The 14,776-nt window shown below is 61.7% G+C and carries 13 protein-coding genes; 6 read left to right on the forward strand and 7 right to left on the reverse strand.

Annotated features, from left to right (window positions below; genetic code table 11):
- Positions 1-17: 17 nt before the first annotated feature.
- A complete protein-coding gene (locus ABE422_RS12000; protein ID WP_346483044.1) occupies positions 18-233 on the reverse strand; it encodes a hypothetical protein in 216 nt (71 codons plus the stop codon).
- Between the two features lie 333 nt (positions 234-566).
- Between ABE422_RS12000 and ABE422_RS12005 the strand changes: the two genes are divergently transcribed.
- Both ABE422_RS12005 and ABE422_RS12010 read left to right on the forward strand, forming a co-directional pair.
- Entirely contained in the window at positions 567-866 is a 300-nt protein-coding gene (locus ABE422_RS12005; RefSeq protein WP_346483045.1) for a SymE family type I addiction module toxin, read from the forward strand.
- Positions 867-1,193: 327 nt separating this feature from the next.
- Complete coding sequence (locus ABE422_RS12010) at positions 1,194-2,333, forward strand: YncE family protein (RefSeq protein WP_346483046.1); 1,140 nt, start codon at positions 1,194-1,196, stop codon at positions 2,331-2,333.
- Positions 2,334-2,507: 174 nt separating this feature from the next.
- On the opposite strand, the gene ABE422_RS12015 is transcribed toward ABE422_RS12010, so the two are convergent.
- From ABE422_RS12015 to ABE422_RS12030, 4 genes are all read right to left on the reverse strand, one after another.
- Positions 2,508-5,789 carry an SIR2 family protein gene (locus ABE422_RS12015; protein WP_346483047.1) on the reverse strand — a complete coding sequence of 1,094 codons (3,282 nt, stop codon included), beginning with the start codon at positions 5,787-5,789 and terminating at the stop codon, positions 2,508-2,510.
- 295 nt (positions 5,790-6,084) lie between these two features.
- Entirely contained in the window at positions 6,085-7,656 is a 1,572-nt protein-coding gene (locus ABE422_RS12020; RefSeq protein ID WP_346483048.1) for a serine hydrolase domain-containing protein, read from the reverse strand.
- A gap of 158 nt (positions 7,657-7,814) precedes the next feature.
- A complete protein-coding gene (locus ABE422_RS12025; protein ID WP_346483049.1) occupies positions 7,815-9,371 on the reverse strand; it encodes a M56 family metallopeptidase in 1,557 nt (518 codons plus the stop codon).
- Complete coding sequence (locus ABE422_RS12030) at positions 9,368-9,763, reverse strand: BlaI/MecI/CopY family transcriptional regulator (protein WP_259261678.1); 396 nt, start codon at positions 9,761-9,763, stop codon at positions 9,368-9,370. The genes ABE422_RS12025 and ABE422_RS12030 overlap by 4 nt, the downstream gene beginning before the upstream one ends.
- A gap of 571 nt (positions 9,764-10,334) precedes the next feature.
- On the opposite strand from ABE422_RS12030, the gene ABE422_RS12035 reads away from it, so the two are divergent.
- Together ABE422_RS12035 and ABE422_RS12040 are read left to right on the forward strand one after the other, a co-directional pair.
- Positions 10,335-11,147, forward strand: coding sequence for an alpha/beta hydrolase (locus ABE422_RS12035; protein ID WP_346483050.1), 813 nt, complete (start codon positions 10,335-10,337; stop codon positions 11,145-11,147).
- A 114-nt stretch (positions 11,148-11,261) separates the two neighbouring features.
- On the forward strand, positions 11,262-11,438 hold the full coding sequence (locus tag ABE422_RS12040) for a hypothetical protein (RefSeq protein WP_019185714.1): 177 nt from the start codon (positions 11,262-11,264) through the stop codon (positions 11,436-11,438).
- Positions 11,439-11,450: 12 nt separating this feature from the next.
- Here the strand turns inward: ABE422_RS12040 and ABE422_RS12045 are convergent, their stop codons facing one another.
- Positions 11,451-12,293: an MnmC family methyltransferase gene (locus tag ABE422_RS12045; protein ID WP_346481368.1), complete on the reverse strand. Its 843-nt coding sequence runs from the start codon at positions 12,291-12,293 to the stop codon at positions 11,451-11,453.
- Positions 12,294-13,276: 983 nt separating this feature from the next.
- On the opposite strand from ABE422_RS12045, the gene ABE422_RS12050 reads away from it, so the two are divergent.
- Positions 13,277-13,762: a transposase gene (locus ABE422_RS12050; RefSeq protein ID WP_346466490.1), complete on the forward strand. Its 486-nt coding sequence runs from the start codon at positions 13,277-13,279 to the stop codon at positions 13,760-13,762.
- Positions 13,763-13,908: 146 nt separating this feature from the next.
- On the opposite strand, the gene ABE422_RS12055 is transcribed toward ABE422_RS12050, so the two are convergent.
- Positions 13,909-14,328, reverse strand: a complete 420-nt coding sequence (locus ABE422_RS12055; RefSeq protein ID WP_346483051.1) for a hypothetical protein — start codon at positions 14,326-14,328, stop codon at positions 13,909-13,911.
- Positions 14,329-14,440: 112 nt separating this feature from the next.
- Here ABE422_RS12055 and ABE422_RS12060 point away from each other — a divergent pair, with 112 nt between their 5' ends.
- Positions 14,441-14,773 (forward strand): hypothetical protein, encoded by a 333-nt coding sequence (locus ABE422_RS12060; protein WP_346481370.1) that lies wholly within the window; start codon positions 14,441-14,443, stop codon positions 14,771-14,773.
- The last annotated feature ends 3 nt before the right edge of the window (positions 14,774-14,776 follow it).

Consider the following 14,776-nt stretch of genomic DNA (forward strand, 5'->3'; position numbering starts at 1 on the left):
ACGAGGTTGGCTTGCTATTAACTGCTCAGCACTAGTCTCGGCGGCGGCCAAAACCTGTCTACCCGACAAAGCTCATAGTCCTCCCCAAACGCCAGCGCAGCCTCCCTGGCCGGCAAGTCCGAGTAGCACTCCAACAGGTACTGATCCATGCCCGCATCCGCATGGTCGATAGCGAAGAAGCCCAACATGGCCTCGTCGAACGCCTCAAGCCAATCCCCGTCAATCCTGGTCATCTGTGGTCCTCCCGATAGGCTAGAGAGGATGCCGCCACCCCGTCCCAAGGCCTGCGACTGAACCGGGCCAGTTGCGTCGCACCGTGGACGCCGCCAACCAACCCCCGCCAGATCAACAGGAACAAGCGATTTCCCATCCTCCGCACCAACGCGCATGGTGTTCATCGGAGCGTAGAAGCTCTTCTAGTTGCAAAATGTTGGACGTCCCTTTGTCGGGAGGGTGGCTAATACAACACCCTCGTGGAAATACGCCCGCCGGTTGCAGCTAGACGGTTTCTAACCTCCCGACACCCTTGCCATCCCGGCAAGGGCAAGCCCTGCAGGAGGTCCAACATGTTGACGCCGTGGGAAGACGAACCCGATGACGCGCGCCCCAAGCGCAAACCCTACGCCCGCCCCGCACGCAGCTACCGCGTAGGCGCGCTGACGTACCCGGACCGCGAAGAGTGCGGTCCCACCGAGATTGTTCCCTACCTCAAGCTGCGCGGCCGCTGGCTGGACAAGCTCGGCTTCGACGTAGGCGCCCGCCTGAAGGTGGAGGCCACGCACGGCATCATCACCCTTACGGTGGTGGAGCGGCCCGTGCCGGTGGTCAAGAGGATCCCCCGCAAGTTGCAGCGCCGCACCGGCTGAGCGCCGTGCCCACCCATGTGTACCCGTGTTGCATACCGGGTTCGACCAGGGCCCGCCGGTGTTCGCGTTTGATGCTCGGCTGAGGTTGTGGGTGCTGCCGTTTGATCTGGAACAGGGGAAACTGGTGGTGCCAGAGGGTTGGTAGACACGTGCCTTGCGCCGGGAGGTGTTGCTGGTAACCGTGCACGCCATACCCGCAGCCCATCCTGCTACCATTCCCCCGCAAACCCAGCCAGCCCACCCAGCGCAGACAGATGCGGGGCCGGCCGTCACATGTACGGCCCAGCGAGCCAGGACACCCTCCCGTGCCCCTTCAAGGAAGCTCGCATGTACCGCAATTCCGTAATCCGTTCGGCCGCCCTGGCCCTCGCCATCTCCCTGAGCCTTGGCGCCCCGTCGGCGTTCGCCGCTGACCAGACCACCGCATCCGCCAGCACCACCGCCGTCCAGCGTAAAGCGGTCGCCCAGGGCATTTATGAGCTGGCCTTCAGCCCCAAGCAGAACGCCGTGTTCGTTGCCTCCTCGGGCGGCTTCGGTGATGCCGCCGGTCCGTCCCAGGTTCTGCGCTTGAATTCGGAAACCCTGGCGGTCGAAACCGCCATCCCCCTTGAGCGCAAGGCGTTCGGTGTAGTGCTGGATGACGCCAACAACCGCCTATACGTCGGTAACACCGTCGACACCTCGGTCACCGTGGTCGACACCGCTACCAACAAATCGGTCGGCATCGTGCAGCTGATGGAAAAGAAGGTCGGCAAGGACGGCAAGGCCGCCTACACCCACGATCTGCGCGAGCTGGTCGTCGATGGCGCCAACAACCGCCTGTACGTCACCGGTCATTCGGGTGAGGGCAGCGTGCTGTTCGTGGTGGATACGCAGTCGCTGAAGGTCATCAACACCATTCCGGGCCTGGGCAACGCCAAGGCACCGGGCCTGGCACTGGATGCCAAGGCCAAGCGCGTGTACACCTCCAACCTGCTGGCCGAGGTCGTCACCGTCGGCACCGACAGCGGTAAGGTCGAGCAGCGCTTCAAGGTCAGTGCGGAGCAGCCGATGAACATCGCGCTGGATCCGGCCGGCAAGCGCCTGTTTGTCACCGACCAGGGCTCGGAGATGATCCGCAAATACCAGGCCAGCAGCTCGGGCTTTGAATCCAAGCACCCTGGCCAGCGTGTGCTGGTGTTGGACCGTACCACCGGCAAGGAACTGGCCAGCATCCCGACCGACGCCGGCCCGCTGGGCATCCTGCTCGATGCACCGCGCAAGCGCCTGTACGTGACCAACCGCGATGGCGGCACGGTGACCGCGTACAACAGCGACACCTACAAGCAGGTGGCGACGTACGCGGTGCCGACGCACCCGAACAGCCTGGCGCTGGATGCCAGGAAGAACGTGCTGTACGTGACCGTCAAGAACGGTGACAGCGAGCCGAAGGGCAGTGAAGAGTCTGTTGCTCGGATTGCGCTGTAAGTTACGTTGGCTGGCGTCTGGTAAGTCTCACTCGCGTGTTTTCCGTGAACCCCACAAAGTATCGAAAAGATTCGGCCAATCAGACGCAAGCGAGTAGTTATCCGGCGGCCTCTTAAGAGCCGCCGGATATCGCAAATGCAAGCTTGACCGTATAGTAATTTCGCAATTGACAGATCAACTGTCCAGGATTGTCGAATTCTGCCCGGTGGTCTTGGGGGGCTGGCGAGTTGGTTTTTTCTTAAGCCCAATCTCTTCCTGAAGCCAGCGTAAACTAACGGGTGACTGGCGTTCTCGTCCTAGAAGCTTAGCAATAGCTTCGTCACGAAGTGACCTGCTGTAATAACAGAGAAATAGTGCAGCTGCCCTCGTGTAAGCATCGTCGCCTGCAGAGTTCGCGGACATACTTGCCCCTTTAGTGATCTCGATACGGTCGCGGTCATTGAGGGCCGGAGTCCAGTCTTTCCTTTCTACTCTAATCACCGTCACAGCAAACGCAGCAGTATCCTTGACGCCGATGTCTTCTGAATTCAATGCCAAGCTAACGATCCGATCAAGGACGGTTGCTGAAGGCTGAGTTAGCGCGGGGTGCGCGCGGCGCATAAATGCCCAGCTAGCAATGGAGGAAAGCAGGATGAAATTTGAAGAGGAAAATACATGTTGCTCAATCGCAATTATCAGAGTCTCTGCAGACTCTTCATCGACTCGGGTTCCATCTCGCTGCCAAAGGGCACCTAGGTTTATCAATAGACCACGGGTGATTAGATCATCTGATGGTGAGTTGAGTAAGTCGATTGTGGCCTCAACTCCGCTTGGTGAACAACAATCAACGAAGCCACGCTGAAAAGAAAGAAGTGAGCCAACAGTATTTCGAACCCATCCGCTTAGTCTCCAACTCGAGTTCCTGTACAAGTGGATAGCTCGCTCAATCAATTCCTCCCCAAATGGTCCTTTTGCTAACGTTGCCCATTCATCCTCTGAGGTGCATCCCCCGCCAAAGTACGCAATCAAATCTAGGATGGAGCGCAAAGTCTTAGGGAAAACTTCAGTCTCCTCGACTAGGCATTGGATGAGTAGTGAGGCCGCATTTGATGGATTCGCGCCGCCACGATTTGAGACTTCACGATCTTTGCGGCCTTTGCGGTTCCTGTTCTCTTTGTCTCGACGTGCCCGGATGACAATTTCCTTGAGCAACGGCTCTGCTTGCTTCCTTGCCAGAACTGCAGCCATTGGAACGATTTCCCTCCATTCCTTTTCGAACATTTTTTCCTTCAATGCGTCCAGAACTGTCAAGCCCTCCTCGTATCCGAGATAGTGACCTTCGGACGCGGCGACTGCTGCGAGGTACTCTTGGAACGTAAGGTGCCGGAACTGATAAATTGGAACTATCCGAATTCCATCAAGCTGGTGCCCGGCTTCTACCAATAAGCTAGACCGGAGTTCCACGCGCTTGAGGAACTCGTGAGGTGTCCCTTTGGCATATCTTTTGATATAGGGAACTTTCTCTCGCGCAAGGTCAAGGATGCCTAGCAGCTCTTTCTCTGTTGCTGTCTGAACCCCGCGTCTCATCATTTCGAATGCAATGCAACTCAGCTGCGGCATAGCCTCTTTGGTATTTAATGGTTCGTGTCCTCTAATGTTCCATGTGTCCAGCAAAACCTCTACCGCTCGCTCGTAAAGGCTGACTCGATCCGGGGGAAGTCGCCCGGCTCCGTGCTTCACGACGAGTAGCATGGTCAGTAGTAGTGGATTTTCCGATAGTCTTTGCAGAGACGGGGACTTTAAGAGGGAATTTGCCACGATTCCGGCCTCGGAATTTGATTCCGGTGTGTCCCCAGTCATAAGAAGGTGCCAATGCCTGGTTAAAAGCTTAATTGCCTCAGGCGAAAGAGGGCAAATTCTAATGCGTTTGCAGAACCGGGCAATGGATGGTGCGACAAGATCGAAGCCTGCCTCTCGGCTGGTCACGACTACTCGTATATCCGGAAAAGATTCTATAAACTCTTCGAGATGGCTGCTAAATGTTTGGCGATCAGCGTTGTCATGTATTTCATCAAGGCCGTCCACTAGGAGTAGCACTTTCCCCTCGGATAATAGAGGAAATATTGCTTCATGAAATGTTGAGAGTTTCTCGTCTCCGGAGACGTCTCGCATTTTCGAGAGTAGCGTGGTTATTGGTAGTCGGATATAATCTCGCCACTCTCTGCAGCGGATCAGGATTGGTGTCACGTCTATATCTGGAAGGCAGTCCTGGCTATGGTATCGCCGAGATGGATCAGCGTAGGCGACCGCCAGTCTCTTCAGGAGTAGGGACTTTCCACCTCCAGGGAGCGCCAGGATGGCGATTCGCTTGCTTTGGGAGAGTTCATCGCCAAATTTGGTTACTGGATTGGTAGTTGCCCATTCTTCGATTTTGGTCTCTCGTTCTGGATCATTAGTCGGAAAGTTGGGGGGGCAGGGGACAACAGATAAGGGGACAAACAGGCGTTCGATGTCAAACTTTCTCTGGGCGGTGTCAATATCTGCTTTAATGCCTTCAATGGTCATTTGGCCGCAATCTCGAAGCAGAAAACTACGATAGGCGGCTAGCGTGCGCTCATGATCCAGCTTGATAGTTGAGTATTTTACAGGTACCTCGGACACTATTCCCGCAACCAAGTCGCTAATGAAAGCAGGGAGGTCTGAGTGATCTTTCCCGAACGAGACGGGGTCGACGAAGTCTCGCCAAGCGGGATCTTGCATTCGCGCCGCTGCCTCGGTAGTAGTAACCAGGGCATAGTGCTGAGGTTGTGAACTCCCCATCTCGCTGCGAAGCCATTTTATTAAATTTGTAAAGTTCGGATCTTCGAACGTATCGCCGCACCCGATGAACAGTATTCGCTTGAAAGATGAGATGAATCTTTGAGTAAGGTTCCGCGTCTCACTCAGCAGTGTTTTCTCGTAGTCGCGTATACCCAAAACACAAGTTTCTGGCTTATTCCATAAGCCGTGAAGGTGCAAAATTCCACTTCTCTCATTTCGGGCCCATTGGATGGTGCCGTCGAGGTCAGATAGATCAACTGATGGTTTTTCCAGAACGGTCTCAAGTAATGTGTCGTAATTCAGTGTTGCAAATAATGGGTTAATCCCAGATAGCTTGATCAAGGCGCTGGACATGGCGCCGGAAACGTGTGAGACGGAGCTGAAACAGTTCTTGAGCCACCTCTGATACGTCGCGCCGTGGGGTGCGCCGAGCTTGCGGCCCATGAATTCCGCCGCACTTAGAAGCTCATCAATATCGCTAGATTCTAGCTGAGAATTCCATCGCGCGAGTTGAATCCCATCAAGTGCACCTCTCTCCAGAGCTTCATTTAGTCCTGATCTAATTAGCCCCCGCCATGAGAGCTCATCGTGAGCAGAGCCTGCGAGTGCTCTGCTGACTCCGGTTCCGGTTATTACGACGAGTTCTTTAGCTTCCATGGACGCGCGCAACTCGTTGACCGCCCGCTCTTGATTATTCGCACTCACACAAGTCCCCAAAGATCTGCAAAGACCGAATTATGTTCAGCTATGTGAGGGTGTCAAGAGCTCTGCACCAATTCTTGTTGCTGCCATTTCGCTACAACGGAACTTGGCTCGGAGCTTACGCAAGTGAGGTAGTAGCGCTGGCAGTGGTCCTGAAAGGCGTCATATTGCCATGACGAATGGAGCGTCCTGGGGGGCATCCTGAAGCGGAATCAGTTCGTAAGGCAGACGAGCTTGAAGGAATTGTCTCTCACCACTCCCGCCGCACGTAATACCCACGCCCCTCCCCAAACACCACACTCAACGCCTCCACCTTGCCGAACGCATCCCGATGGAACTCAATCTCCAGCCCATCGATATCCGGTGACACGAACCGATTCGGCGACACCGGCAGCACACGTCCATCGCGGTTCGTGCCCGCCACACCCACCCGTACCTCCCCATCAGCCACCTTCACCTGCAGCGCGGGCACATCGAAGATGTCCGCCAACGCGCGGCGCTGCGCCATCGGCACGCTCTCGTCCTGCTCAAACACCCCGGCATAGTCCGCATACCGCGGCTCGCGCAGGTCCAGCGCAACCGTGCGTACGGCGGGATTCACCCCACGCCCGATCGCATCGGACAGCGCATTGCGGATCTCCGTCGCCAGCGCGGCGCCATTCTCGCCATTGGTAAGAATCACCAAGCCGTCGCCCGTCTCCAGATACCCCTCGATCCACGCCCGGTAACTGTCGTTGGAGCCGCCATGGTGGAAGATCCGGGTCTGCCCGGCACGGTCCAGGCGCGGGCCAAGGCCATGCCAGCTCGGCGACACCTCGGTCATCATGTCGGTGGCGATGGGGCGCGGCAGGAAGTCGCCCTGGCCACGGTAGCTGGCCGTAAGAGCAGCCACGAAAGCAGCCAGGTCGTTGGCGCTGGACCACAGGCCGGAGGCGCCCTGTTCGGGGAACGACTGCCAGCCGCGCGGCAGGGCGGTGAGCTTGCCGTCGCCGTCATGCGCTTTGGCGACGTTGTCGGTGTTGGTGGGTGGATCGGTGAAACGACTGCGCTGCATGTGCAGTGGTTCGAAGACCTGCCTGCGTGCGAGCGTGTCCAGCGGCTGGCCGGTCACATCTTCGAGCACGCGCTGTTCGACCATCACGCCGCCACCGGAGTAATCGCCCCGCTCGCCGGGCGGATGGATCAGGCGCACGGGTTTGTTTCTGGCCGGGGCGATGCCATCCAGTGTCTGCAGCAGGGTGGGCAGCGGTTCGCCGGGCAGGAAGTCGGCGAAGCCGTGCACGCCCAGCCCGGCGGTGTGCGACATCAGCATGCGCAGGGTCAGCCGCGGCTCCGGAACCGCTGGGGTGGCAGGCACTTTCCAGCTGCGCAGATACGTCGCGATGTCCTGGTCCAGTGCGAGGGTGCCATCGGCGACAAGTCGCAGCGATGTGGCGGCCGTAACCACCTTGCTGACCGAACCGACCGAGAACAGTGTGTCGGCATTCACGGCAGCCTGGGTGCCCGCCTCGCGTGTGCCGTAGCCGGCGCTGTGCACGAGCTTGCCGCCGCGCAGGACAGCAATCGAAACACCAGGAACATGGTGCTGGGCCATGCGTTCCTGCAGCGACCAGTGCGGCAGCGCTGCGTTGGCCGGCACCACGGTGGGGCGCAGGCCGGAGGCGAGTGCCGCGCGGATCGTCGCGTCTTCGCGGTCCGCCGCCGCCGCGGGGCCGACAAGCAGCAGTACCAGCGCGGCACACAGCGACGCGCGCAGCAGGCCGATCTGAACGCTGCGGGTTCGCGAATGTAGGGGTGCCTGCGGAGTGGATGCGTAAGCCATGCGATACCTCATGAGGGGGCGATGCGCGAAAGACAGGCGTGCGCGTGCACGCCGCAGTGAGGGGGCGATACGGTGCAGCGAAGGAAGGCATTGCAGGGTGGGCGATGGCCTCGGGGGCCATCGCACGCATCAGCGCCACCCGTGGGTAGGGCGGCCGGTCAGCGTCGGCCGGCGACCGCACCACGCTGGGTGAGGTAGTCACGGACGCGATCGTTGCGTGCCTGGTTCAGCGGCGAGCGCCACTGCCCGAAATCGGCCACCACGCCGAGGTTGACGTCGGCACCGTGCTCGACCAGATAGGCCACGGTGTCGACGTCACCGGAGCGGGCGGCATTGATCAGCGGGGTTTCGTCGTAGGCGACGATGCGGTTGACGTCGGCCCCGGCGCCGACCAGACGCTCGACTACCGGCAGATGACCGCGACGTGCCGCCGCGATCAGCGGATTGCCATCGCCGCGCGAGGCCAGGTCGGGCTGCGCGCCGAGCACGAGCAGGGCGTCGACCATCGCCAGTTCGCCTTGCTTGGCGGCGATGATCAGCGCGGTGCCGTCGCCATTGACCTGCGTGTCCACGGCAACCCCCGTCTTGACCAGCTGCTGCACGCGGGAGATGTCGCCGTTGCTGGCCGCGCTGAGCAGCTGCTCGGCGTGCGGCGAGACGGTACGCGACGTAGTGGCGGTTTCGTTCTCTGCAACGATGATCGCGTTGCCCAACCGCGGCGTAGCGGCCACGGTGACACCAACATGCGCGACCAGCGCAACCGCACACAGTGCGCCCCAGCCGAAGCGCGTTGTCCAGCGGGTTGAGCGCGTGTCCAGGCGCAGCAGCCCATCGATGCGCTGGCTCAAGCCACTGCGGGTGGCGGACATGCCGACGGCCAGTGGCGCGCTGTGCCCGCGCTGAGTCATCAGTCCGGCGATACCGGCCAGCAGGGAATCGGCATAGCCGCGGCCACTGCCGGTGCGCAGGGCCGCCTGCTCATCGCAAGCCATCTCGCGGGCGAGATCCAGCCGACGGCCCAGCAGGTGCAGGAACGGGCTCCACCAGTACACGGCGAGCAGTGCACGCTGGGCAGCGGTGATCCACAGATCATGCCGACGGATATGCGCGGCTTCATGCAGCAGCAGATCACGCAGCGCGGCCGGGGACAGGGTGGATGCCATGGTGGTCGGCACCAGAATGCGCGGCGACCACAGGCCAACCACCATCGGGCCCGGGGCGATATCGGATAGTGCAACGCTGGCACCCGCAGGCAGCTCTCCACCCAGCAGCGCTTCGTGCTGGGGCGAATGCCGCGCGCTGCGATGCAGGCGACGCGCTTGCCATGCGCCTTGGCCCAAGCGGGTCAGGCCCCAGAGCGTGCCGAGCAACCAGATCAGTACGGCCCCGTGCACCAGGGTCGGCGTGGTGGAGGCGGGGATCATGTTGGTGATGCCGTCCACTTCCTGCGCGACAACCGGCACTGGAGCCTCAGTCGCTAAGGGCAGTACGGCCTGCTGCGCGACCTCAACAGTCGTGGGCGCGGCGCGAGGCAGCAGGACCAACAGCGGTGATGCCGCAGCCAGCACAAAGGCCACGCAGAGTGCCCAGGAGCGAGCTTCTGCATTGATCCGGCTGCGCCCCACTACAAGGGCAGCCAGCGCGAACAACAAGGCGCTCTGCCAGAGGTGTTGCACGGCCATCGTCGTCACGGCTTGGATCCAATGCACGGTCATTTGGGCGTCCTCGAAGGAGATGCGTCGTCCACGCGCTGCTGCAGCGCTTTGAGCTCGTCAGCGTCCATGTCGTGCTCATCGATCAGGTGCTGGGCCAGCACGCTGGGCGAATCGTTGAAGAAGGACTTGAGCAGATTCTCCAGCGCCTGCTTGCGCGCGTCGCTGCGGGTGATCGCGGCGCTGTAGATGAAGGCGCGACCCTCGCTGCGATGGTGGACCAGTCCCTTCTTGTCCAGCACCTTGAACATGGTCAGCACGGTCGTATACGCGACCGGCTTCTTCCTGGACAGCTCATCGGTGACCTCACGCACGGACGCCTCCTTCTTCTTCCAGAGCACCTCCAGAATGCGGCGTTCGGCGTCGGTGAGGGCAGGCGATACGGGGCGGGCCATGGCTATCTACTGGTTCGTTAGTTGGTGCCCGCATCGTGCGCCCGACGGATCGGGCATGTCAACTATGTAATTAGTAATGGCCGGCCTGCGCGGCGAACCATGGCTCCGCCGGCCACGTCGCCGGCACGCATCTATGGGGTGTCATGGCCACGCAACAGCGCGCAGCTGGCACAGCACTCGCTCTCCGGCCTCTGCCGCAGAGCAGCGCGCAATGCCGCATGGGCTGCAGGATGCGCACCAAGGCCATGCAACAACAACGTAAGTGCCAGCCCACAGCATGCGTTTCCGGACGCGCTGGGTTCCACACGATGCGCAGCCTCCGGCGTGATCTCATGACAATCCATGTACCGGCTCCCACCCTCGACGATGCCCCATGGCAACTATCGTCCGCTGCCGTCTCAGATGCTGAGATCGTGGCTGAGTGATGCCAGCATCTCACCCCTGAATGCCCCGGCCGGTATCAGTCAGACCTGTGCACGTCACGTCAGCGACATCGCGCTTTCTTTCACGGCTCACCCAACCCCCGCTCCCTACGATCGAACTTCCTTCCCCATCGCTCCAAGGAGTTCCCATGGCTGCTTCCCGCGTTCGCCTGCACGTTGAAGATTCCGGTGGTACCGGCCGCCCGGTGGTGCTGATCCATGGCTGGCCGCTGTCGGCCGAATCGTGGAAGGCGCAGGTCCCCGCGCTGCGCGAGGCGGGCTACCGCGTGGTGGCCTACGACCGCCGTGGTTTCGGGCGCTCGGACAAGCCGGCCGATGGCTACGAGTACGATACGCTCGGCGATGATCTGGCCGGTGTGATCGAGGATCTGGATCTGGAGGACGCCACCTTGGTTGGCTTCTCGATGGGCGGTGGTGAAGTGGCGCGCTATGTCGCCAAGCATGGCGAATCGCGCCTGCACAGCGTGGTGTTCGCTTCGGCGGTGCCGCCGTACATGCTCAAGACCAGCGACAACCCCGAGGGCCCGCTGACGCAGGAAAAGGCCGATGAAATGCGCGAAGGCCTGGAGAAGGACCGCGACACGTTCTTCGATGGCTTCACCAAGGATTTCTTCAGCGCCAACGGCGAGCTCAAGGTCAGCGAGGAAGAGCGCCAGGCGGCCATCAAGCTGTGCCAGCAGTCCGATCAGACCGCGGCGCTGGGCTGCATGAAGGCCTTCGGCACGACCGATTTCCGCGGCGACCTTAAGAAGGTCACGGTGCCGACCCTGGTGCTGCATGGTGACAGCGATGGCACGGTCCCGTTCGAGGGCTCGGGCAAGCGCACCCATGCGGCCATCGCGGGCAGTGAGGTGGTGGTGCTGAAGGACGCGCCGCACGGATGCAATGCCAGCCATGCCGACGCGTTCAACAAGGCACTGTTGGACTTCCTGAAGAAGTAACTCGCAGGACGTTCTTCGCAGCTCGCGCCCGGCACGTTTCGATCACGTGTCGGGCGTTCTTGTACGCTCCACAGACCAAGCGAAAGTGCAGCGCTACGCCACACGAGACCACCCATGCGCCAGTCCCAGACACCGCCCTGGAAGAAGCCCAGTCCCAACGGGAAGAAGAAGTCGCAGCCGCTCTCCGAGGCGCAGAAGGATGCGGCACGTCAGCGCGCCGAGGAAAACGGGCGGCGCTACCCCAATCTGGTCGACAACATGTGGGCGGCCAAACTGCCACGTGGCAGTTGACCAGCCCTCTGCTCAGCGCTTGACCGCGAGCACCCCATCCATCGCCAGCTCGGCCTTGAAACCTGCCTTTTCCAGACGCTTGGCGACCTCGCGCGGCACATCGCGGCCGCTGGTCAGTTTGTTCGGCGCACCGGTGTAGTGGAACATCCGGCCGCCCTTGCGGATGACGCGCGCGAGCTGGTCATAGAACACCTGTGAATACAGTTCGCCGGCGATGCCGAAGCGCGGCGGATCGTGCAGGATCGCGTCGACCGAGGCGGTCTCCAGCGCTTCGATCTCCTGCGACACATCACCCTGGCTCAGCGCCAGACGACCGCCGCTGCTGTCCGCGTCCGGATCGGGCGACCACGGATTGAGCGTGCGCAGCCACAGCACATCCGGATTCTTCTCGAACGAGCGGATGCGGGTGACCCCACCTTCCAGGCAGCACGCCGCGAAGTAGCCCAGGCCGCCGCAGGTATCCAGCACCGTCTTGCCAGCCGGCGCGATCAGCGCGACCTTGCGGCGGGCATCCTCGAACGGGGAGACCTGTGCGCTGGGCAGCATCTTGATGCCGTCGATCTCGAAGGTCGGCGCGTCCCAGTCGGTCGGCACCAGCTTGATCAGCGCCGAGCCGAAGCGCGAGATCGCCAGGAACTCCTCGCCGTCCCAGTAGTACAGGGTGCGGTCCTTGGTCTTGCCGGGATAGGCGTAGGTCTGACCCTTCCACTGCCAGTGGTCGGCCGCCAGCGTGGCGGTGCCGGTGGAGCGGCCGAGGTCGAGCGAGCCGGTCCATTCCCCGGTGCCGGCATCGCGGGCGCGGGTCAGGCTCTCGGCGAGCGGGCGGGTCAGCAGGGGGCCGGTGTAATGGGGCACGGGATCTCAGGCCGCGGCGCGAGCGCCAGACGGTATGGCAGTCAGGGGGGGGCATCGTACCTGAGAAGGCAGAGACGTCGCCTGACTGGGCCTCCGCAGTGCGTCCCGGCACCTTACGTCAGCTCTCAGTAGGCTGCGAAGACTGCCAGACTAAGAGGTGCCCCCGACAAGCGCACGGGCCAGCTATCGATAGCGTTTGTTTCCGCCTGAAGTTATGCAGTATCGACCTCCTCTGGGTCCATAGCAGTTGCTAGAAGAGGAGCAAGGGCAGCTGCTGCTGGAAGAGAATGACGACCTCGCGGCACCACTGGGTGCTGGAACTGCGGACCTTGCGCTGCGAGCCGCACGCGCGGTCGTGTTGGAAGCGCAACTGGGGGTGCCGCATAGGCGTTCAGATGAGACCCATCTCGTCGGCTGCCCGTCTGCCGATATGCGTACCCAAGATGCATCTTGACCATACACCGTGACGCTGTCCGAGCGCTTGAGTTTTCCCACCACTTTTCCGTTCGGTGATGAACGAACGTTGAGAGCGTCAGCATTAACGTAGCGCTCCTCCAAATCGGGTGGGGCAGCGTGTGGCGATTGAGAAGTTGCAACCGCCTGCTGTGGTGCGGAAACGCCTCTCGGCACGTCGTCACTCTTTCGGCCGCATAGACCGACCAGGACTGCAAACATCGCAACAACTACAAGTCCTAGCCCGTTTCCAGATCTCGTCCTTGCCATCTGTCTATCTTCCTTCCGTCGTGACCTTGAGGTGTCAGCTGCCATCCATCACGCCACTGTCGCATTCCCATCCAGAACTGCGCAAACGCTCTTCCCGAGGAAGACAGGTGCCCTGTTCCCGAGGCACGTGGAGGCTAGTTTCGGAACTTGGACGACTGGACAGTGGGTGCAATTCTGACCCACTTCCCCGTTTGTGGAGGACCATAGCCTGTGTAGAGAGCTGATCGCCACCCGATGCAGGCGCCAGCCACACTTGGGCCATGTCCTACGACCACATCCTCTGGCCGACCGGCACCGCCTACTTCTTCAGCGCGCACCTGCGCGATCGCAGCAGCAGCCTGCTGGTGGAACAGGCGCAGACCCTGAGATTGGCGTTCCGGGTGGCGCAGCAGGCGCGGCCGTTCCGGATCAACGCGATCGTGGTGCTGCCGGACCATCTGCACGGGGTGTGGACGCTGCCGGAGGGCGATGAGGAAGGCCATCGGCGCTGGGCGCAGATCCAGGCGATCTTTGACCGCCAGTTGCCGATGGCCGAGCCGCGGCTGCAGCTCCGGCGTGATCGCAGCCTGCGGCCGCTCTGGCACAACGGCTTTCGCGAGCATCGGATCGTCGACGCCGAAGACCTGCAGCGGCATGTGGCGTATGTGCACCACAACCCGGTCAAGCACGGGCATGTGCGTGATGCGACGCAATGGCCATACAGCTCGATCCATCGTGGCCGCCGCGAGCCGGAAGAGGGCGGCTGACGGATGGGAGTGGGGGTTTGCCCGCGGAAGTGTGCGGCAGGCGATATCGGGGGATGAGGGTGGCGGACCGGGCTACTGGTGCGGGCATGCGGTGGGCCGCAGCCAACATCAGTGGCCCGGTAGGCGGGCGCGACGCACGTTGGCGATCAGGGGCACTTCACCGCGAACACCGGCCCGGCGCCGATCAGGACCAGCGCCATGTAGTCGCTGTCCTTGGCTTTGCCCTTGAGCGTGGCCCCCGGGTTGAACTTGAAGATGCCGAAGCCGCCACCGGGGCGCACCAAGGCCTTGTTGATCTGATCCGCATCGTCGCGGAAGAACTGGGCGATCTCGGCGCGGCTGGATTCCTGCAGCGGCGTGGCGTCGCGTTGCCATTGCTCATCGCGGTTGAAGGACACGTAGTACTGCCCCTGCTGCTGCTCGATGCGGAATTCCGCCGGCTTGCGCGCGTGGGTGGAGAAGCAGCCCAGCATCGGATCGGACGAAAACACGCCGGCGCTGTTGTCCTTGCCGCAGCCGGTCAGCAGGAGCGGGGAGAGGAGGAGCAGGCTGGTCAGTACGCGCATGGCGGATCCTGGCGACGGGTGTTTCAGCATTGTCCAACACCGCATGAAAAGATGCCGTCTGTGTGCGTCGCGGGCGATGGTGTACGGTGATGGGATTCTCAGGAGACACCCCGTGCCGCCCGATTCTCCGCAAGCGCCGCGCTCACCGTCGACGACGCCGATCTCGGCTCAGCGACTGCCGCTGCTCGGCCTGGTCAGCTTCCTGGGCCTCCCCGTCGGGGCTGCCGCCGCCCACATCGCCACCGCCGCCAACCACGGTGTCACCGCCGGCGCCAGCACCACAGGCGTCTCCATCGGCGTCCTCGCGTCAGCGGCCGTGGGCCTGATTGCCACCGTGGGCTCTCGCGTGCGTCAGGAACGCTGGCCGTGGCTGGGCATCATCGGCGCGGTACTCAGCGCCGCGCCGCTGGTGCTGTTCCTGGTCGGGATGATGTTCAAGCACTGAACC

The sequence above is a fragment of the Stenotrophomonas sp. TWI1151 genome, assembly GCF_039673135.1.
Classification (GTDB): Bacteria; Pseudomonadota; Gammaproteobacteria; order Xanthomonadales; family Xanthomonadaceae; genus Stenotrophomonas.

Bases quoted from the DNA above. Each gene is read 5' to 3' on its own strand.
- ABE422_RS12035 (WP_346483050.1), top strand. From the start codon at position 10,335: ATGGCTGCTTCCCGCGTTCGCCTGCACGTTGAAGATTCCGGTGGTACC.
- ABE422_RS12010 (WP_346483046.1), top strand. From the start codon at position 1,194: ATGTACCGCAATTCCGTAATCCGTTCGGCCGCCCTGGCCCTCGCCATC.
- ABE422_RS12050 (WP_346466490.1), top strand. From the start codon at position 13,277: ATGTCCTACGACCACATCCTCTGGCCGACCGGCACCGCCTACTTCTTC.
- ABE422_RS12005 (WP_346483045.1), top strand. From the start codon at position 567: ATGTTGACGCCGTGGGAAGACGAACCCGATGACGCGCGCCCCAAGCGC.
- ABE422_RS12055 (WP_346483051.1), bottom strand. From the start codon at position 14,328: ATGCGCGTACTGACCAGCCTGCTCCTCCTCTCCCCGCTCCTGCTGACC.
- ABE422_RS12030 (WP_259261678.1), bottom strand. From the start codon at position 9,763: ATGGCCCGCCCCGTATCGCCTGCCCTCACCGACGCCGAACGCCGCATT.
- ABE422_RS12025 (WP_346483049.1), bottom strand. From the start codon at position 9,371: ATGACCGTGCATTGGATCCAAGCCGTGACGACGATGGCCGTGCAACAC.
- ABE422_RS12015 (WP_346483047.1), bottom strand. From the start codon at position 5,789: ATGGAAGCTAAAGAACTCGTCGTAATAACCGGAACCGGAGTCAGCAGA.
- ABE422_RS12040 (WP_019185714.1), top strand. From the start codon at position 11,262: ATGCGCCAGTCCCAGACACCGCCCTGGAAGAAGCCCAGTCCCAACGGG.
- ABE422_RS12000 (WP_346483044.1), bottom strand. From the start codon at position 233: ATGACCAGGATTGACGGGGATTGGCTTGAGGCGTTCGACGAGGCCATG.
- ABE422_RS12020 (WP_346483048.1), bottom strand. From the start codon at position 7,656: ATGGCTTACGCATCCACTCCGCAGGCACCCCTACATTCGCGAACCCGC.